This window comes from Klebsiella sp. CN_Kp113 (assembly GCF_040064585.1).
GTDB lineage: Bacteria > Pseudomonadota > Gammaproteobacteria > Enterobacterales > Enterobacteriaceae > Klebsiella > Klebsiella michiganensis.
This window is the reverse complement of sequence record NZ_JBEAID010000017.1, coordinates 82,064-101,476: the sequence shown is the minus strand read 5'-3', so window position 1 is coordinate 101,476 and position 19,413 is coordinate 82,064. Positions and strand designations below refer to the sequence as shown.

18 protein-coding genes are annotated in these 19,413 nt (G+C 52.2%); 12 read left to right on the top strand and 6 right to left on the bottom strand.

What is annotated here, in order from left to right:
- Positions 1–307 precede the first annotated feature (307 nt).
- The 3 genes from ABLV30_RS08920 to ABLV30_RS08910 all read right to left on the bottom strand — a co-directional run bounded on the left by ABLV30_RS08920 (position 308) and on the right by ABLV30_RS08910 (position 3,492).
- Positions 308–1,600, bottom strand: a complete 1,293-nt coding sequence (locus tag ABLV30_RS08920; RefSeq protein ID WP_049082069.1) for a NosD domain-containing protein — start codon at positions 1,598–1,600, stop codon at positions 308–310.
- Between the two features lie 417 nt (positions 1,601–2,017).
- On the bottom strand, positions 2,018–2,359 hold the full coding sequence (locus ABLV30_RS08915; protein WP_004848570.1) for a RamA family antibiotic efflux transcriptional regulator: 342 nt from the start codon (positions 2,357–2,359) through the stop codon (positions 2,018–2,020).
- 32 nt (positions 2,360–2,391) lie between these two features.
- Positions 2,392–3,492: an MBL fold metallo-hydrolase gene (locus ABLV30_RS08910; RefSeq protein ID WP_182158109.1), complete on the bottom strand. Its 1,101-nt coding sequence runs from the start codon at positions 3,490–3,492 to the stop codon at positions 2,392–2,394.
- Between the two features lie 190 nt (positions 3,493–3,682).
- On the opposite strand from ABLV30_RS08910, the gene ABLV30_RS08905 reads away from it, so the two are divergent.
- The 3 genes from ABLV30_RS08905 to nfsB all read left to right on the top strand — a co-directional run bounded on the left by ABLV30_RS08905 (position 3,683) and on the right by nfsB (position 5,404).
- Complete coding sequence (locus tag ABLV30_RS08905) at positions 3,683–4,264, top strand: TetR/AcrR family transcriptional regulator (RefSeq protein ID WP_004848568.1); 582 nt, start codon at positions 3,683–3,685, stop codon at positions 4,262–4,264.
- A complete protein-coding gene (locus ABLV30_RS08900) occupies positions 4,264–4,632 on the top strand; it encodes an MmcQ/YjbR family DNA-binding protein (RefSeq protein WP_032694574.1) in 369 nt (122 codons plus the stop codon). Before ABLV30_RS08905 ends, ABLV30_RS08900 begins: the two co-directional genes overlap by 1 nt.
- Positions 4,633–4,750: 118 nt before the next feature.
- Entirely contained in the window at positions 4,751–5,404 is a 654-nt protein-coding gene (gene nfsB / locus ABLV30_RS08895; protein WP_102803097.1) for an oxygen-insensitive NAD(P)H nitroreductase, read from the top strand.
- Between the two features lie 260 nt (positions 5,405–5,664).
- On the opposite strand, the gene ABLV30_RS08890 is transcribed toward nfsB, so the two are convergent.
- Positions 5,665–6,531 carry a helix-turn-helix transcriptional regulator gene (locus ABLV30_RS08890; protein ID WP_109241138.1) on the bottom strand — a complete coding sequence of 289 codons (867 nt, stop codon included), beginning with the start codon at positions 6,529–6,531 and terminating at the stop codon, positions 5,665–5,667.
- Positions 6,532–6,640: 109 nt separating this feature from the next.
- On the opposite strand from ABLV30_RS08890, the gene ABLV30_RS08885 reads away from it, so the two are divergent.
- Complete coding sequence (locus ABLV30_RS08885; RefSeq protein WP_014228284.1) at positions 6,641–8,068, top strand: MFS transporter; 1,428 nt, start codon at positions 6,641–6,643, stop codon at positions 8,066–8,068.
- 77 nt (positions 8,069–8,145) lie between these two features.
- Positions 8,146–9,390 (top strand): mechanosensitive ion channel family protein, encoded by a 1,245-nt coding sequence (locus ABLV30_RS08880; RefSeq protein ID WP_009654157.1) that lies wholly within the window; start codon positions 8,146–8,148, stop codon positions 9,388–9,390.
- Between the two features lie 5 nt (positions 9,391–9,395).
- Here the strand turns inward: ABLV30_RS08880 and ABLV30_RS08875 are convergent, their stop codons facing one another.
- The gene (locus ABLV30_RS08875) at positions 9,396–10,376 is read right to left on the bottom strand and encodes a LacI family DNA-binding transcriptional regulator (protein WP_014228283.1); all 981 of its coding nucleotides are present in this window, start codon (positions 10,374–10,376) and stop codon (positions 9,396–9,398) included.
- 211 nt (positions 10,377–10,587) lie between these two features.
- Between ABLV30_RS08875 and ABLV30_RS08870 the strand changes: the two genes are divergently transcribed.
- The 7 genes from ABLV30_RS08870 to ABLV30_RS08840 all read left to right on the top strand — a co-directional run bounded on the left by ABLV30_RS08870 (position 10,588) and on the right by ABLV30_RS08840 (position 18,520).
- Complete coding sequence (locus tag ABLV30_RS08870; RefSeq protein ID WP_025107080.1) at positions 10,588–10,986, top strand: NUDIX domain-containing protein; 399 nt, start codon at positions 10,588–10,590, stop codon at positions 10,984–10,986.
- A gap of 675 nt (positions 10,987–11,661) precedes the next feature.
- Entirely contained in the window at positions 11,662–12,279 is a 618-nt protein-coding gene (locus tag ABLV30_RS08865; protein ID WP_025107081.1) for a LuxR C-terminal-related transcriptional regulator, read from the top strand.
- Positions 12,280–12,349: 70 nt separating this feature from the next.
- A complete protein-coding gene (locus ABLV30_RS08860; protein ID WP_004111140.1) occupies positions 12,350–12,928 on the top strand; it encodes a common pilus major fimbrillin subunit EcpA in 579 nt (192 codons plus the stop codon).
- Positions 12,929–12,992: 64 nt separating this feature from the next.
- The gene (locus ABLV30_RS08855; RefSeq protein WP_025107082.1) at positions 12,993–13,670 is read left to right on the top strand and encodes a hypothetical protein; all 678 of its coding nucleotides are present in this window, start codon (positions 12,993–12,995) and stop codon (positions 13,668–13,670) included.
- A gap of 8 nt (positions 13,671–13,678) precedes the next feature.
- Positions 13,679–16,216 carry a TcfC E-set like domain-containing protein gene (locus ABLV30_RS08850; RefSeq protein WP_182158107.1) on the top strand — a complete coding sequence of 846 codons (2,538 nt, stop codon included), beginning with the start codon at positions 13,679–13,681 and terminating at the stop codon, positions 16,214–16,216.
- Positions 16,206–17,840 carry a fimbrial protein gene (locus tag ABLV30_RS08845; protein WP_348865592.1) on the top strand — a complete coding sequence of 545 codons (1,635 nt, stop codon included), beginning with the start codon at positions 16,206–16,208 and terminating at the stop codon, positions 17,838–17,840. The genes ABLV30_RS08850 and ABLV30_RS08845 overlap by 11 nt, the downstream gene beginning before the upstream one ends.
- Positions 17,837–18,520, top strand: a complete 684-nt coding sequence (locus tag ABLV30_RS08840) for a fimbria/pilus periplasmic chaperone (protein WP_154971339.1) — start codon at positions 17,837–17,839, stop codon at positions 18,518–18,520. Before ABLV30_RS08845 ends, ABLV30_RS08840 begins: the two co-directional genes overlap by 4 nt.
- On the opposite strand, the gene ABLV30_RS08835 is transcribed toward ABLV30_RS08840, so the two are convergent.
- Positions 18,521–19,162 carry a LuxR C-terminal-related transcriptional regulator gene (locus tag ABLV30_RS08835; protein WP_025107086.1) on the bottom strand — a complete coding sequence of 214 codons (642 nt, stop codon included), beginning with the start codon at positions 19,160–19,162 and terminating at the stop codon, positions 18,521–18,523.
- Positions 19,163–19,413: the final 251 nt, after the last annotated feature.

The window sequence follows — 19,413 nt, the reverse complement described above, 5'->3', positions numbered from 1 at the left end:
GTTTGAATGTTAGTGACTAAACTCAGGCATAAATGTGATTAAAATCTCGTTTGACCGACGTTAAGGCAGTAAATTAAAGAGATGTGATCGATAACACAAAATGTACACGTGTACAATCCATAAAAAAGGCATTGAGGTCAGAAAAAAAACCGTATAAATAGACAAATAAAACATATAGTTAACTAGAAAACCACAATGAAAATGCTTAGATTTTATTGGGAGATAAGGCTAATTGCGTCAGGCCCCTGAGGACCTGACTTTTGCGATGATGTGTTATTCAAAAGAATGTCTTCTTAAGGGCTAACTGTTATGCTGTTTGTGCCGGGATAATAACGTTTCCATTCATGTCCTTACCATCGGAACCCAGGAAGATGTAAGTGGCGCCAGCAGACGGTAGAAACTCCTCATACAATGCAGTTTGAAAAACTCTCGAATTGCGCGAGGAAGAATCAAGGACAATCTTAACACTGATATTATCGCTGTAGGCAAGGTGGTTAGAAGAGAGAAGCGTATTGTCACTATCATCAGTAACGAGTATCGCTACGGGATCGGCTCCCGCGGGCCTAATGTTCGAGACATCCGAAAAAGTTATACTAAACATATTTGAAGTGATGCTGTTATTATTACCACTAATGTGAACGATTCCCATCAGGTCATCATAGATAGTACCTCCGACATCTGCACTGGCCGTTTCTGTATCAACACGAATGAACATGTTTGAAGATACTAGGTTTTCATCACATGGACTCAGCATTACAATCGTTCCCGGCCAGCTCCCTTGAAACTTATTAGCCGAAATATTGGTGTGATGAGTATTCAGGAGTACTATTTGAGGGTTCCAGAAAAACGTGTTGCCGGTAATCTGATGACGGTCTCCATTTTCAATAGAAATTGAATAGCCGCCAGGAGAGTTGCCAAAGAAGTTATTGGTTATTTTCGCAACAATGGAGCTGGATGTCATTGTAATACAATTAGCACATTCACCGATAAAATTATTAGTGATTGAAATAGAGTCAGCATTTCTGACCACCATAGCCTCCTCAAGAAGGCTGAACCCCATGCCTTCAATCCGTAATGAATCGCTATCGCTCGCGATATCGATCCCTTTTGTACCGCTTGTATTGTAGGGATTCGTGGCAACCACCAGACCGATACAAAAATCACGCAGCTCAACGCCTGATATTCGCCCAGTGGTAGCAAAATCATCTCGTTCAATTTTGATTGCCGTCAGAGTTGAACTGGTATCCAGCTCAATAAAGCTGGCTCCAGGGGCTGTTTCAAGCCATCCACTGCTATCTGTATCCGGAGCATCCCGACTTGCCTGGCTCATCCATCCATGGCCCGCCCCTTGTATTACCAGGTAGTTAATGGTGATAACAAAAGTGGTTTGTAACCGATAACGCCCTGCTGGAATAAAAATAGTTGCGCCAGGACGCAAACCTTTATCATCCTGATTTGTCTGTTGCTGTAATATAATGTCATCCTGGATCTCAGACATTATTTTTCCAATATCTTCATAAGGCGAAGTATTGCTGGGGGAAGCAAAGGTAGTGACATCATAAGACTTAATATACGATGTCTGGGAATTATAATCAGTCATAATATTGCACACCTATAAATAGTTAAACATTATTTGCCAGTACGTTGAAAATGAAAATATCACGACTTTCACTCAGTGATGCAAATGAAATTTAATCATTAATATAAATGATTAATTAATATTAAAGAATGATAATTAACATTAGAAATAAAAGATAAGTGAGTTGTCATCAATAGACAACAATTTCTTCAATAAGATAACCAGCTTAAGTACGACATTGTTCCACGCCGTCCTGAAGAACCGGGCGATTATTCGTACCGTTAACCCCTCATATTTCAGACTGTAAGGGCGTTATCTGCGCTCTTTAAACGCGTCATATCGAAATGCCAGCAGCGGTTGCTGAATTCTGTCTCTCTCGGCCTGACGACGTGAGCCTGGTAAAAAAGCGTCCGCCGGTCTTCCCCCGGCGGACGCTTTTCAGTGCGCGCGGCTGTGATTTTCTTTACGGTAGGCACCCGGCGGCTGATTAAACGTGCGGGTGAAGATGCGGGTAAAGGTTTGCTGCGAGTCAAAACCGTATTTCAGGCAAATATCGTAGACCCGCTGATCGGTATCGCGCAGATCGCGGGCCGCCAGCAGCAGCTTACGCTCGCGGATATAGCGCCCAAGACTCTCCCCTTTATACTGTAAAAACAGTCGTTGCAAATGCCACTTCGAATAACCGGCGTGGCGCGCAATATCGTCAATACGTAGCGGCTGATGCAAATTATCATCAATCCACTCGACGATAGTATCAATGACCTGAGCGGAAATAGTCATATGTCCTCTCTCCTCCTGAACCACTCTCATCGTTAGCGCCACCAGGCGTTAAATGATTGCGTTTTATCAGCGACCCAAACCGGCTCACCCAACATTGGCGTCAGCAGTCGCCACGGTCGCCCTGTGCTGGCCTCCGCCAGCCTTTTATACGGATCGTCCCATGTGTGTTTTGCCAGCACGAAGCGCCCGGCGTGACCCGGCAGCACCGCGCGTGCATGAACATCGTCAGCGGCTTGCGCCGTCTCTTCCGGCATCATGTGGATGTACTTCCAGTCCTGGTCATACTGACCGTTTTCCATGATCGCCAAATCCACTTCGCCAAACTGTTCGCCGATGGCTTTAAAGTGCGGGCCGTAGCCGCTGTCGCCGCTGTAGTAAATTTTCTGCTGCGGGGTAACGAACATAAAGCTGGCCCACAGGGTCTGGTTGCGCTTGAGGCCGCGGCCGGAAAAGTGGCGCGCGGGCAGGACGTGTACCGTCAGTTCATCGCTCACCTGCAGCGACTGATTCCAGTCCGCCTCGCTGATGATCGCGCTCTCCATTCCCCAGTAGCGCAGGTGCGACCCCACGCCCAGCGGCGTCACCACGCGCTTGACCTTCGGCATCAGAGCTTTGATGGTGGCGTAATCGAGGTGGTCGTAATGATCGTGCGAGATAATCAGCAGGTCGATATCCGGCATGCCCTCAGCGTGCCACGGGTAATCCCCGGCAAAGGCCTTATTAATAAACGAAAACGGTGCGGCATAGTTGCTAAATACGGGATCGATCAGGATGCGTTTGCCCGCCAGCTGCAGGTACCAGGAGGAGTGACCGAGCCAGACCATCACGTCCTGCCCTGACGGCAGGCTGGCCAGATCGGTGTTCACCAGCGGCAGCGGCTGGGCCGGTCTGGCATTTTCACGTTTGGCGACCAGAAACTCCCACCACACGGCCAGCATATTTTTTTGCCCGGTAAAGCCAGGCGTCGGAAGCTGATTGTGAAACTGACCGTCGTGATAGTGCGGCGACTGCTCCACCAGGCTGAGCTGCGCGCCCTGCGGCGCCTGACCAAATCCGGCATTTAACACAAACGGCAAAGTTGTTGCTGACGCTAATAACATGATGGCGACCACGCTGAAAGTGACACGGTTCATATCCTGACCTGGCGAAATCCCCCTTCCTGGAGGTTTTTGTTATAAGGCTTGATTATGAGTGAGTAAGCACTCATTATTAGGAAGAAGCTGAAAGTCGTCAAGACGATTTTCAAATTTTGACAGACAGCGTTGCAGCGCCCATGCCGGGCGTGCTTAGATCGTGGTTTTATTATGAGTGAGGTAAAGTGTAGTGGCTCGTCCTAAGAGTGAAGATAAAAAGCAAGCGTTACTGGAGGCAGCAACCGCCGCCTTTGCCCAATCGGGAATCGCCGCCTCAACCTCCGCCATCGCCCGCAGCGCCGGGGTTGCCGAGGGTACGCTGTTTCGCTACTTTGCCACCAAGGACGATTTGCTCAACGAGCTTTATCTGACCATAAAAGCAGACCTGGTTCAGACAATGATAGCGGGTCTCAACCCGAACGAGACCCGGCCAAAAGAGAACACGCGCAATATCTGGAATAGCTATATCGGCTGGGGCGTGCGTAACCCCATGGAGCATAAAGCGATTCGCCGGATGGCGCTGAGTGAACGGATCACCGACGAAACCCGCAACCGCGTCCAGGAGATGTTTCCCGAGCTCAATGAACTGTGCCAGCGCTCAATCAAACCCGTTTTTCAATCCGACGAGTACCGTACCTTCGGCGATGCGTTGTTTCTTTCGCTGGCCGAAACCACCATTGAATACGCCAGCCACGAGCCGGAGCGCGCCGTCCGTTTTGTCGAGCTGGGCTTTGAAGCCATGTGGCAGGCCCTTGCCGAGGACAATAGCTGATGGATCACCGCTCGCTGCATGACAACGCGCATCGTATCGCGCTGGAGCTCCCCTTTACCGAGCACTGCTGGCCGTTTGGCCCGGAGTACGATGTGTTTAAAGTCGGCGGGAAGATTTTTATGCTCACCGCGACGGTACGCGGCCGCGCGCTGGTCAACCTGAAGTGCGATCCGCAAAAATCGCTGCTTCATCAGGCCATTTACCGCAGCATCGAGCCCGGCTATCACATGAACAAAAAGCACTGGATCACCGTGGTTCCCGGCGAGGACATCAGCGTCGAGTTACTAGCGGAGCTGATCGATGATTCGTGGAATCTGATCGTCGATAAACTCAGCAAAAAAGAGCAGCAGCGCCTACGTCCGGGGTGATTTTCAGCGCTGCGCGATAAGTGTTATCGCATTTTTGCCCCTTATCATTTGCCCGCCATCGCTGTACTCTTCCTTCACGAAACGCACCCGCAAGGGGTTGTAAACAGTGAGGAAGAGTATGGATATCGTATCGGTTGCCTTAAAGCGCTACTCCACCAAGGCATTTGACGCCACCAAAAAGCTAACTGCCGAGCAGGCGGAAAACCTGAAAACGCTGCTGCAGTACAGCCCGTCAAGCACCAACTCCCAGCCGTGGCACTTTATCGTTGCCAGCAGCGATGAAGGCAAAGCGCGCGTTGCCAAAGCGGCGAGCGGCACCTACGTGTTTAACGAACGTAAAATTCTCGATGCCTCCCACGTGGTGGTGTTCTGCGCCAAAACCGCAATGGACGACGCCTGGCTTGAGCGCGTGGTGAACCAGGAAGAGGCCGATGGCCGCTTCGCAAACGCCGACGCCAAAGCCGCGAACCATAAAGGCCGCACCTTCTTTGCCGATATGCACCGCAAAGAGCTGCACGACGACGATCAGTGGATGGCGAAGCAGGTTTATCTCAACGTCGGCAACTTCCTGCTGGGCGTGGCGGCAATGGGCCTGGACGCAGTGCCGATTGAAGGCGTCGATTTCGCGATTCTCGATGCCGAATTCGACCTGAAAGCCCAGGGCTACACCAGCCTGGTGGTGGTGCCGGTCGGCCATCATAGCGTCGAAGACTTCAACGCTACGCTGCCGAAATCACGCCTGCCGCAGTCGACGACCATTACCGAGATTTAATTCTCTGCTTTTCTTTTACGTCAGGATGATCCCCGGATTGCGGCTGTCGCCTTATCCGGGCTACAAAATTACACACTGTGGGAACCCGTAGCCCGGGTAAGGCGCGTCAAGCGCCGCCCCCGGGGATAGCCCGCAGTATTTTGCAGCCAGGATACCTCCACGTGCCAGATGCGCTCCGCATAGCGGCCAATGACCGCCAGGCGTTGAGCGTACGCTGAATAATGCGCTGCTCTTTTCGGGTCACGTTCATAAGCATTCCGTTAGTGTGTGTGCAGCCACGCCAGCGCCCGCTCGCCCGTTTCATCCATCGGCAAATAGACCAGCAGGCGCGAACCGTTGCGCGGGGCCGAGTACCAGTACATCTGCTGCAGGCTGAAGCGTCCGAGCTGCGGATGGTTAAAGTGTTTCACCTGATTCTCCACCCCGCGCACCTCATAGCGCTGATGCCAGAGCGCCTCGAACTCCGCCGACGCGGCGAAAAAGCGCGCCAGCTTATTCTCCCACAGCGGATCGCCGCGGTGCTCCGCCATCGCCGCGCGGAAATAGGAGACAAACGTCGCCAGCACGTCGCGATTCTCGATGCGGCTGCGCCAGGTTTCATTGGTCAGATACAGATAAATGCAGTTGCGATCCTCTTCCGGAATGGTGGCGAAATCGATGCCCATCAGGCGGCAGAAGCTGTCGTTCCAGGCCACAATATCAAAGCTCGGCTTCTGAATACTGGCGGGCTGCGGCATCAGGCTATCGAGCATCCGCCGGGTGCCCGGGCTGATGCCTTCGCATACCGTGACCTGCGCGGCTTCCGGCGGCGTCAGTCCGGCCAGGACAAACAGATGTCGGGTCTCCAGCGGGCTGCACTGCAGCGCGTTCGCCACCGACACCAGCACGGCCTCGGACGGATTCACTTCCCGCCCCTGCTCAAGCCAGGTGTACCAGGTGACTCCGACCTCCGCCAGCATCGCCACCTCTTCCCGCCGCAGGCCCGGCGTGCGCCGCCGGCCGACGCGAGGTAACCCCAGGCGCTGCGGATCGAGGCTCTCACGCCGGGCGCGCAGAAACGCCCCCAGCTGTTTACGGCCGTCATCGGGCGCGGCGATCGTCGATTCACGTTGCGGCATGGTCGTCATAAAACCTCCAGCATGGTAGTGCCAATACCAGTATAAGCAGGAACTGGTACCCGTTTAATTTATCGGTGATGCTACGGCCATCCGCTGAATGACGCAATGGAGAGATCCGATGAATTCGTCTGCTGTTTCACCCGGCCGCGCCGGTTTATTCCTTCTGTTGACCGGCCAGATGCTGCCGCTGATCGACACCTCGATCGCCAACGTCGCGCTGGACTCCATCACCCAGTCGCTGAACGCCAGCGCCACCCAGCTGGAGCTGATCGTCGCGCTGTACGGCGTCGCCTTTGCCGTTTGCCTGGCGATGGGCAGCAAGCTTGGCGATAACTATGGCCGCCGCCGTCTGTTTATGTGGGGCGTGGCGATTTTTGGCGTCGCCTCCCTGCTGTGCGGGATGGCGAACTCCATCTCCACGCTGCTGGCGGCGCGCGCGGTCCAGGGCGCCGGCGCGGCCCTGATCGTGCCGCAGATTCTCGCTACGCTGCATATCACCCTCAAAGGCACCGCCCACGCCCGGGCCATCAGCCTCTACGGCGGCATTGGCGGAATCGCCTTTATCGTCGGTCAGATGGGCGGCGGCTGGCTGGTCTCGGCGGATATCGCCGGTTTAGGCTGGCGAAATGCCTTCTTTATTAACGTGCCGATCTGCCTGCTGGTGCTGGCCTTTAGCCCGCGATACGTTCCGGAGACCCGGCGCGAAGCGCATTCGCGCATCGACTGGCAGGGCACCTTCAGCCTTGCGCTAATCCTCTGCTGCCTGCTGTTTCCGATGGCGCTGGGGCCGGAGCTGCACTGGCCGTGGACGCTGCAGCTGATGTTAGCTGCGGTGCTGCCGCTGCTGGTCTGGATGCGGGCCAGCGCGCTGAGCAAACAGCAGCGCGGCGAGCAGCCGCTATTGCCGCCTCGCCTGCTGAAGCTCACCAGCATTCGCTTTGGCATGGCCATCGCCCTGCTCTTTTTCAGCGCCTGGTCCGGGTTTATGTTCTGCATGGCGCTGACCATGCAGGCCGGTCTGGGGATGGCGCCGTGGCAGTCCGGCAACAGCTTTATCGCGCTCGGCGTGGCCTACTTCATCTCCGCGCTGTACGCGCCGAAGCTGATTGCCCGCTACAGCATGGGGCGCATTTTGCTGACCGGCCTGTCGGTGCAGATTGTCGGCCTGCTGCTGCTGAGCGCGACCTTTTATCGCCTTGGTATCCACACCACCACCCTGGCGCTGGTCCCCTCCACGGCGCTTATCGGCTACGGGCAGGCGCTGATCGTCAACAGCTTTTACCGTATCGGGATGCGCGATATCAGCGCCTGCGACGCCGGGGCCGGGAGCGCGATTCTCAGCACTCTGCAGCAGGCGACGCTGGGCCTGGGCCCGGCAATTCTCGGGTCGCTATTCTTAACCCTTGCCCAGCGCAGCGGCGGCGACTATCCGCGGGCACTGATCGATTTCCTGGCGGTGGAAGTGGTGATGATGCTGGTACTGGGCGCCATCGCGCTGTGGCTACGCCATCACCTTAACGTCCGTCCGGCGGTAGCGACCCCATAATTCACAACGGCGTAACCTGCGATTTGCATAATAGACATCCAGCGGTCATGATAACCGCTGGATGTAAAGGAGACGTTATGCAGGAATTCATATCGCAAATCGCCGCATTAGGCATCAAAATTACCCCCACCACCTCACTCATTATTATCTTCGGCATTATTTTTCTGACGGCGATTGTCGTTCATCTTATTCTGCACAAAGTGGTGCTGCGCACCTTCGAAAAGCGGGCGCAGGCCAGCAGCCACCTGTGGCTGCAAATTATTACCCAGAACAAACTGTTTCATCGTCTGGCCTTTACCCTGCAGGGGATTATCGTCAACGTGCAGGCGGTGTTGTGGCTGCAAAAAGGCAGCGAGGCCGCGGAAATACTCACCACCTGCGCGCAGCTGTGGGTGATGATCTACGCGATGCTGTCCTTCTTTTCGCTGCTGGATGTGGTGTTCAATTTATCGCAGAAATTCGCCACCGCTTCTCAGCTGCCGCTTAAAGGGATATTTCAGGGTATTAAGCTGGTCTGCGCGATTATTGTCGGCATTCTGGTTATCTCCTTACTGATTGGCCAGTCGCCGGCGATTCTGATTAGCGGACTCGGCGCGATGGCCGCGGTACTGATGCTGGTATTCAAAGATCCTATTCTTGGCCTGGTGGCGGGAATTCAGCTCTCCGCCAACGATATGCTCAAGCTCGGCGACTGGCTGGAGATGCCAAAATATGGCGCCGACGGCGCGGTGATTGACATCGGCCTGACCACGGTGAAGGTGCGCAACTGGGATAACACCATCACCACCATTCCAACCTGGTCGCTGGTTTCCGACTCGTTTAAAAACTGGAGCGGTATGTCGGCATCCGGCGGTCGCCGCATTAAGCGCAGCCTGAATATCGATACCACCAGCATTCATTTTCTTGATGAACAGGAGCAGCAGCGCTTAATTCAGGCCAGACTGCTGAAGCCGTATATGGATTCACGTCATCAGGAAATCAGCCTGTGGAACCAGCAGAACGCCGCCGATCAATCGATATTGAATCAGCGCAGGATGACCAATATCGGCACCTTCCGCGCCTATTTGCAGGAGTATTTGCGTAATCATCCGCGCATCCGCAAAGATATGACGCTGATGGTGCGCCAGCTGGCGCCGGACGCCAGCGGCCTGCCGATTGAGATTTACTGCTTCACCAACACCGTGGTGTGGGCGGAATATGAAAGCATTCAGGCGGATATATTCGATCACGTTTATGCCGTGGTTGACGAATTCGGCCTGCGGATCCATCAGTCCCCTACCGGTAACGACATTCGTTCGCTGGCGGGCGCGGTGTCTCAGTAATATCCTCAGGCACTGGCGCGGGAAATAACGCGCCAGTCCATCATCACCCGCTCGACCGCGGCGTCGGGATTGTCGATTCTTTTCATCAGCAGCGTGACCGCCGTACGGCCAATCTCGCGCGAAGGCTGTTCCACGGTGGTCAGCTGCGGCGATACCACTTCAGCCAGTTCGGTGCCATCAAAACCGACCACCGCAATATCTTCCGGCACCCGCATTCCGGCCTGAGCGATAGCCCGCAGCGCGCCCGCCGCCAGCGAATCAGAGACGGCAAACACCGCGTCCGGCTGCTCTTCCTGCGCCAGCAGCGTCTCCATCGCCTGTTTACCGGCCGCGGCGCTCAGATCGCTGGCGTAGATCACCTGTTGATACGCCAGTTCGCGAACGTGCAGAACGCTTTTATAGCCGCGCTCGCGCAGGCGCGAGTAGCGATAGCTGAGATCGTGGTTGATTAAAGCAATGCGTTTACGCCCGCCGTCAACCAGCCGGGAAACGGCGCCCTGCGCCGCGTCGACGTCGTTGATGCCGACGCAGGAGATGCTGCCGTTATCGGCATATTCCGCGCACTGAACCCAGGGCGCGTCGCCGATCATGGTGGTGAGTTCCGGCAGGCTGGAGAGCGCGTTCATGGTGATGATGCCGTCGACCATTTTGCCGGAGAGCAGCTGCAGCCCCGAGGTTGAACGGGCTAAATCCGAACCTGAATTACACAGCAGGATCCGGTAGCCGTTCTTTTCCGCCTCTTCTTCAATGCCCTTGACCACTTCGGCGCAAAAGGGGTTGGCGATATTAGAGACCATCACCAGAATCATATTGCTGCGGGCCGTTCGCAGCTGGCGGGCCAGCAGATTCGGCTGGTAGTTACTCTCTTTGATCGCCTGCAGCACACGTTCGCGATTCTTCGCTTTAACGGTATCGCTGTTATTCAATACCCGCGATACCGTCGCCACCGAGACGCCCGCCAGGCGAGCGATTTTCTGAATTGACATAGAGGCTGCACTTCCCGCATAGACGTTATATTTCGCAGGCTATCATAAATGAGCCCCGCCTGCGCCGTCAGCAGGTTTTGCGATAATCGACGGGATTGATTAGCACGCTAAGGTCGCTATCATGATAGCGCCGGCGTTGTTTCGCGAGAGATGAAACGTACGCCGGCCGTTGAACATCATCGGCATATAACTGGGGTATCTCTTGAACACAATAAAAAATATTCATATCGCGGCGGCAGTGATCGCCGACGGCCAAGGACGCTGTCTTTTAGTGCGCAAACGAGGGACTGAGTACTTTATGCAGCCCGGTGGAAAGCCTGAAATCGGGGAAGCCCCGGAAGCGGCGCTGATCCGCGAGCTCGAAGAGGAGCTCAACTTCATCGTCTCACCTGAAGAACTGGTCCCGTTAGGCCGCTTCACCGATACGGCGGCAAACGAGCCGGGCCATACGGTCTCGGCGGATATCTTTCAGATAGCCACCAACAGAGCGAGCTTTACACCGACGGCAGAAATAGAAGAAGTTATCTGGTATACGCCGGGCCAGGATCGGCATATTAAGCTTGCTCCTCTTACCGAGAATCACCTGCTTCCTCTGCTGAAAGGGGCGTAAGCGCCCGGGGCGCATCGAAAGTATTGGCTCATTTGTCTGCACATTCACGCTGCCATCGTCCCAGTGGCGCTACGGCGGCCTGCAGGCAGAGCCCGTTCAGGCTGCAGCGCCCCGTCTCTCCGAGAAGCATTTGTCCGCTTCTTCCGGTTAAGATTTAGCACATCCTTCTGATTCGCTCCTTTTCAAGCGCCGACGCGTTTTAGTTCTTAAAAACGCCCTGTTTTGTACGCCAGATCATATTTCGCCAGACAGTTCTTTCCCCCATAATCCAAAATATCGCAACTTTCCCTTACAAAAAACAGGTGATTACAGAATAAACACCACAAAATAAAACAAAACAAAAACACAAAATTAACAAACAGCGATGAGATAGCATTTTTTTTGACTTATTGTGCTGTTTTTTTTTAACCAATTCTCCCCCATTCAGCGAGAAAATTCCTGGTCACCATGGATAATTCTTAAAGGGCTATCGACATAAAATTCTGCCCCTTAAGATTTTTCTTATTCAGAATAGTAGGTTAGTATCAATCCAGTCAATTTCAGCCCTTAAGAATTTACACATTTTTCATCTATATAACTCTCCAGAAATTAAAGTTGTCACATTTATTAACTAGCCATAATATAGCCACATCATTGAACGATAGGGTAATACAATATAGGGAAATAAATCGACATATGGCTCCGCAGAAATATGAGAAGGTATACTGCATAAGCTGTCAGTATCAATGCGAAATCTATCCACGACCTACGATAAAATCGATTAACTGCATTGAAACCCGCTATTGCGTATGGCCCGATAAAAACATCTATTTAAAAAATGGTGTGCATTGTTTTTTAATTAACAAGCACTACAACTTCTCTAATTCCGGCTTTATATTTGTTGATTTTTCTCGCTACAACATCAGATTATTCACCAATGATAAATGGATTGAATATTTGATCAAAACAGGGTTGCGGATAGTGTTGATTGCCGACAGGTTAGCGCAGCCGCTGGCGCTGTTCTGGAAACACCGCTGTCAGCAGATAGTTTCGATTATCAACACCAGCGATACCCGAGACGAGATTGAAAAGAAAATACAGCTTTCGTTTCTCGGTCAAAGAGATGGTCGAGGTTACCGCCAAAAACTCAGCGACCAGGAAGTGCTGGTTCTCGATCTTTTACTCGCAGAAAAGTCGGTTAAGCAAATAGCCAACGAATTGCAGATGGCAGAAAAAAGGATCTACGCAATCAAGCTCAGCTTGCAGAATAAGATGGGAGGCAGAGGGAAGTTAAACATTATTCTATCTGGATAAAGTCATTATCAGTATTTGTAGCAATAACTCCATAAATGGAACTAACTTAATTATTCTCAGGAAATTTAAAATGAAAAAAATCGTATTAGCGGGTGTTGTGGCTGCGGCTCTTATCTCTTCCAACGCAATGGCTGACGTGACCACTTCCGCCACTGCAAGCTGGGATGCAAGCGCAACTAAAGACACCACCAGCGCGCTGGTTGTCACTCCGCTGAAATCCCTGAACTTCCAGTACGCTGAAGGGATTGAAGCGTTTAACGCCCAGAAAGGCGCTTTTGACATCACCATCCAGGGCCAGTCTGGCGCGACCGACTTCACGCTGACCTCTCAGATCGTCAGCAACACCCTGAGCCGTACCACTGATGCCTCTACTCTGGCGGTCGGTGTGAGCTGGAACGGCAACGCGCTGAACAAAACCACCCCGGTAACGATGATTGATACCGCCAACAACATCTCCGCGGGTCTGGATGCGCTGGCTGTCGCTACCGCCTTCGCAGGCGCCGATCGCGTCAGCACTCAGGGTTCCTTCGATTTCACTGTCGACTCCGCGACTTCTGACGGCAGCACCGCAGCTGAGTTCAAAGATTTAACCGACGGTTACTGGAGCGGCGACGTTCGCGTTCAGTTCAACGCGGTCTGGACTATCTAATCAGGTGTAGCCAACACCTGTCCGGTATGACAAGGAGGCTTCGGCCTCCTTATAAGGATGCGCCATGAAACTGAATCCATTATTACTCTCTCTCTTCTTATTCACCGTGACGCCCTCCTCCCATGCAATTAATGTCGGAGACGTCACCTCAATAATGGGGCCGGATGCCTCGACTCTGGCAAAAGAAATCATTAATACCACCGATACGGCGCGTTACGTTAGCGTCAGCGTGGAGCGTATTTCATCGCCTATGGCCGGCGGCACGGTTATCCCGATGGCGAGCAGATCGGAATTATTATCAACGCCAGCCAGCCTGATATTACCCGGAAATGCCAAAGAGAACTTTCGCTTTTTTTACAAAGGACCTCAGGACAACCAGGAACGTTATTACCGCATATCCTGGACCGATGAGCCGGTGACCGAGTTCGAAGCCAGTAAAAAGAAAAAACAGGGTGAGGCAACGACCTCTGCCATTATTGGTACCATTCTGGTGGTCGCGCCGCGTGAAGAAAGATTTGACTATCGTCGCGATAATGACACGGTGACCAATACCGGCAACGCTTCATTCCGCGTTATCTCCTACGGGCCCTGTCGTGATAAAGCGAAGGATGAGGGTCAAGGCTGCCGTGAACGCTATTATGTCATGCCTGGTGTCAGCGTAAAAATAAAGCATACCGATCTCACCAACAAAAAAACGCGAATTGGAATATGGCACGGTGAGCAATATATAAATGTAAACTGAGTAACATTATGGATAATCTTGGTTATGTCAAAGGGACGTTGTTCGCTGGGTTATTGCTTACGGTAAACCAGGGTTGGGCAGCTAATGCTACAGCGCCAGTTAAAGTCAGTAACTATGTTATTCCTTCGGTATTTGCTAACGCGTTATATCAGGGCATGTCGGTCCCTGTTTTTATTCGTTATGAAGGCGATAATAGTACCCAACGCAGCCAGCAAAAAATCGCTGATGCCATCCTTACCATCAAGGATAATGAGTTTCGCCTGAACCAGATCACCCTCAGCGATCTCCCTGAGCGAACTGAACTATCGCCGCAAATAAAATCGCTGATTAACGAGATGCAGGACAAAAGCATCGGCGACGGTCAGCGCGTTTATATCAACAAAGACGCCTCGCTATCACTCGATACGCGTTCATTTTATCTTGAATTAACGGTTAACCGGGAGGCCATGCAGGCCGCTATTTTGCCGCGTACCAACGTACTTGGAGAATCCACTGCGCAGGACCTCTCCAGCGTACTGAATTACTCCATGGGAAGCTATTACAACAAATATGAGAATACCGATAGCGCAAGTAGCTACCTGACGCTGGACAATACCTGGTCGCTGCGCGAGCACCATCTGAACTTCAACGGTTCTCTGTACGGTATTGGTACCAGCAACCAGCAGAGCAAACTGTATCGCTCGATGTACGAACGTGACTATCAGGGGCGCCGCCTGGCGATGGGGATGGTGGATACCTGGAATCTGCAATCGATCGCCAGCATGAGCGCCCTGAACTCCAGCCGCATTTACGGCATCAGCTATGGCAATAAAAGCAGTTCACAAACGCAAGATAACACGCTTGCTCTGGTGCCCGTAACGGTGTTCCTGCCGGCCGCCGGTGAAGTGCACGTTTACCGTGACGGTAAACTGCTCAGCATTCAAAACTTCTCCATGGGCAGCTACGAACTGGATACGTCGCGCCTGCCGTTTGGCATCTACAACGTTGATATACAGGTGGTCGTTAACGGGCGCGTGGTCAGCAGCCGGACGGCGAACATCAATAAAACGTTCGCCCGAAAATCGAGCGTCACCGGCGATCTCTCATGGCAAACCTTCGCGGGCAGCCTCGAATACAACAAGATGGACTATCGCCACAACTACAACATCAATTATGGCACACGGAATACGTGGATTGCCGGGGTCGCCGCTGCAACCAGCCAACCCTGGCTTTCCGGCGTGAATCTGAAAACCACGCTCTACGGTTTTGACAATAACGGCGTCAATGAAACGGAAGCGAACGTTATTTTCAACAACTCGTTCAGCTTTAACCAGCAGGGGCTGCTCGCTACCGACGGCAGCTGGCAGAGTACCTCCACCTTCAATATGAGTTTACCGGATGGGTACGGCAGCCTGTGGGGGTCGCGCCAGTATGGTTCTATCGGTAACGCGCTGCCCATGCAGCAGAACAACTACTTTACCGTAGGCGCTAACGCTAACCTGCGCAAAATAGCGCCGTTCCTCGGTACGCTGAGCGTCAGCCGAACCAATAATAAATATACCGGAAGCACCTATACCAACGTCGATTACGATCAATCGCTGTTAGCCAATCGCTATGCGACGATTTCTCTGCGCGCCGGTATTCAGAATTATCAGTACAACAACCACGAAAATCTGCGCGATAAGTACGTCAATATTGATATCTCTATCCCCTTCTCTACCTGGCTTAGCACCGGGGTGTCCAGCCAGAACGGAAACATGCTGGCGAACGCCACGCTGCGCAAAAGCTTCGACAACAGCGCCATTACCCAGGTGGGGGCATCGGTTTCGAAACAAATTAAACAGAATAAAAATGACGATAGCAGCTATCGCGCCGACGATTACGCAACCAATGGTTACGTCAGCTATGACACCAAATATAACGCCGGCACCGTCTCCGTCAGCCGCTCATCGCAGCACAGCTCAAACTACAGCCTGAGCTCGCAGGGCAGCGTGGCCTGGACGCAAAAAAATATCTATGCCGGAAAAGGTACCCAAACCGCAGGCCTGGTGGTCAACACCAATTTCAGCGGCAAGGGCCGGATGATGGCGCAGATCAACGGTCAAAGCTATCCCCTCACCGGCAAAAGCAACTTCATCAGCCTTCCGCCTTACGCGGAATATAAGGTGGAGCTGATGAACGACAAAAACTCAGAAGACAGCGTCGACATCGTGACCGACCGCCGCAGCAAAGTCGTGCTCTATCCGGGCAACGTCAGCGTGATTAATCCGGAAGTCAAACAGCTGGTCACCGTATTTGGCCGGGTGAAAGACCGTCGCGGCGGTTACTACGCCAACGCCGATATTCATAACCACATTGGTAAAACCCGAACCGACGAACTCGGTGAGTTCGCCATGGACGTCGATAAGCGTTATCCAGTGATTACCCTGGTGGATAAATTCGGCGGCATTTGCGAAGTGGATCTGGATCTGAATGAAGCGAAAGGCGCCGTATGGGTCGGGGAGATTCCTTGTGAGATCCAACAACAAACGGCATCAGTGACTGGAGATGTTAAGAATGTCTATTAAACCCCAGAGCATCATGCTGCTGGCCGGCTGGCTGCTGGCTGCGCCGGCTATGGCGCTCACCCCCAGTAACAGCGGAAGCGGCAGCAACTCCTATATGTTTATCGACAATGATGTTGATGACGAATATTTCATCACCACCAGCTCCCTCGACCCGCGCTTCACCGGAGCCAACGTCTGGACAAAATATCCGACTAACCAGCGTAGCCTGGGATATATAACCTACATCGGCTGGGCTTACGCCAACCGCTACTTCGACCTGTGGATCGAGAATTCGCCCATTAACCAGCCGTTTCTCAGGATCCGCTGCATGTCTACGGGCTCAAGCTGCCCGGCCTCTGGCTATATTTCTCCCGATGTCATCGATAAAGACGGCTACTATCACGCGATGTCCGGCAACACCGTAGCAAACGGTTATTACGGTGCCGGAGCGCTGAGCCAGTCGGCCTATGAGTATTTTCGCGATCGGCCGGTGGGGACCATCGATTCTTTGCAGCTTAATCTTTGCTACATGAATTCCAATACCGATTATGACTTTGCCTCCGGCGTTCGCTGTAAAGATCTCCCCAGCGGGGGAACATGGCGCTACTACACGTTCAACCTCGAAAAGGTCTCGCATCTGAAGTTAAACAGTACCGGTGCTATGGCTGAAGTGTGGATTGCCAGCGACGGTACGCCAAGCGTTAACCTCGGCTCTGAATTATGCCAGATGGGCGAGGCCGGAAGCGGTTCGTCGAGAGCTTCGGGAATCATCTGTAAAATGGTGTCTTACAATTTACAGGAGACCAAAGTACTCACCTCCAGCCTTGATATCCGGATGCTCATTGATACGGCAATGTTGGGATTCTCTCCTTCCGCATCGGAAGTAAGGTTCAGCGGTGATGGGGCAACCTGGTACAACTACAGTAGCACTACCGTCGACTATAACCAGGTTTTCACACCGTCAGGTAACTACGTCTACGTGTTCCTGTCCAACGCCTTTTTCCAAAAAGTCCTCAAGGCGGGAACGGATTTAACCAACAAGGATTCTCTGTTTACCTTCTATTTTGATAACGCCGTCACCACACAATCGGGTTATTATCAGTTCACGCCATCAACATTAATTAACCTCATCCCGCGGGAATACGGCATCAGCATTGTCGCCAGCGACGGACGTTCGCATCCACAAGCATCCGGCAAGATCGGTAGCGAAGAGCCCATCACCTTTGAGTATAAAGTCACCACCTCCGCATCGCGTCAGGCCGATAGCATCACCGCCCAGGTCATCGGCGACTCCATCAACATGTATGGTCTGCCGTACTGCCTGTTTACCTCAGCGGACGAGACGCTAAAAGTGCCCGTCCCGGCCTACCTCGAATGGACGTCCGCTACCGGTAAAGCGGTAAAAGTCCGCAACAGCTGCGGCGAAGATCCTGTCGATATGACCAATGCCGCCTGGGTTCAGACGGCCTGGAACGCCAACGTTAACGATGGTTTCTTTTTTACCACCACGCTGAAACTGCTGTTTCCGATGGATGACCCGCATTCACAGTTCACCACCAATGGCCATGACTGGATGGGTGTCGTCAACGCTACCGGAGATGTGAAAGTGACCGCCACCTGGATTGGCGTCGATCGGGGGGTATGATGAAAAAAATCCTTGTCATCGGATTATGCGGGCTGTGGGTGCCGCCCGCGTCTGCGGTGTACTTTGACTCTATTATCTATGATATGGATGCCAGTAAAGATTTTATCTCCCGGCCAATAGTCAATGATACAAAAAACAACAATTTGTATACCATATCGGCTTATAAAATCTCCCGACCGGGCAGCGGAGATGAAAGACCCGTTCCAGGCCAGGATAAAGATCTGGTCTGGTCGCCGCTGAAGTTCACGGTACAGGCGAATGGCCAGGAATATTTTAAACTCTATTATCGCGGGCCTAAAGATGCCGTTGAGAGATATTATCGGGTAATTTTTAAGGAAACCCCGGTTACGATTTTCCCCTGGCGTCAGGACCAGAAACAAATGGATGTCGTTCCCTCAGTGTCTATGAGCACCATACTCATCGTGCGCCCGCGTAAAACGCAGTTCAAGTATGAGATAAACGAAGAAACAGGCACTATTAAAAATACCGGTAACACCTTTTTTAGAGTTGTTATCCAGAAAGGATGCAATGGTGATGATGAAAGTTCGACGCAATTTTACATGCTGCCAGGGGAAAGCTGGAAAGATCCTAAGGCTCAATACGGTAATAAAAAATTTATTGTCGCACTGGGTAAATACCATCGCTTAGGAAGCAGCTGCTTTACCGATGCCTCTGACTAATCACTGCCGATCCAGAGCGGGTATGTTATGCCTGAAGCGCAGCTCGCGCAGGCGATTGAGTCCGCCGAACTTCTTGCATAAAGAGTATTGAAAGCGGTAGACGCTGCGGGTATCGCACGCCATGATGCGGGCGATATCCTGGCTGGAATGCCCGTCCGCCAGCAGGCGCAGCGTCTTCATTTCATGCTCCGTCAGCGACGGTGTGCGCCGGCAGCGAAGATTTCGCCCCAGCATGATGCGTTTTATTTTCTTGATTAAGCTGCTTAAGCTATCGTTGACTTCCACCACCGACCATAATAATCCGGAGCGCAGCATCCAAAAATTAGCCATGGGCAGCATGCTCTTATCCGCGAGTAAAATAACTTTCAGCCCGGTCTCCTGCAGTTTTTCAGCCCACTCCTCATGCAGAAAATACAAAATATTGTCGAGGGAGAAATCCACCACCACCATTCCTTCAGGCAAAAAACAGGTAATTTCACGAAAAACCAAATCATTCACCGCTCGCTTAAAAAAATAGTTTTTATCTGGCCATACAGAAAACTTCCTCTCTCCGCAAAGGGATCGCTCCATTTTATCTTCCGCTTCAATAGGGCAGTTTAAACCACACGCCATACATTTAATCTCATGGTTACCTGCCGGCATTACGCTTACCTCTTGAGTGGCTAAAAAATATTTTCAAAAAGATACATATGGAATATCAAACATACTATAAACAAAAATTCTTGCCGCTATTACATTTACTATAACCATAGAAAACAAAAGACTAATTTATACTTCCAGACCTTCGGAAAAATAGCGTTAACACCTTTTATTAAATATTTTAATAGAACCCTCATATAATTTAACTATATCATATATAGCAAAACATCGCTGCCCTGATTCCCTTACTCGAA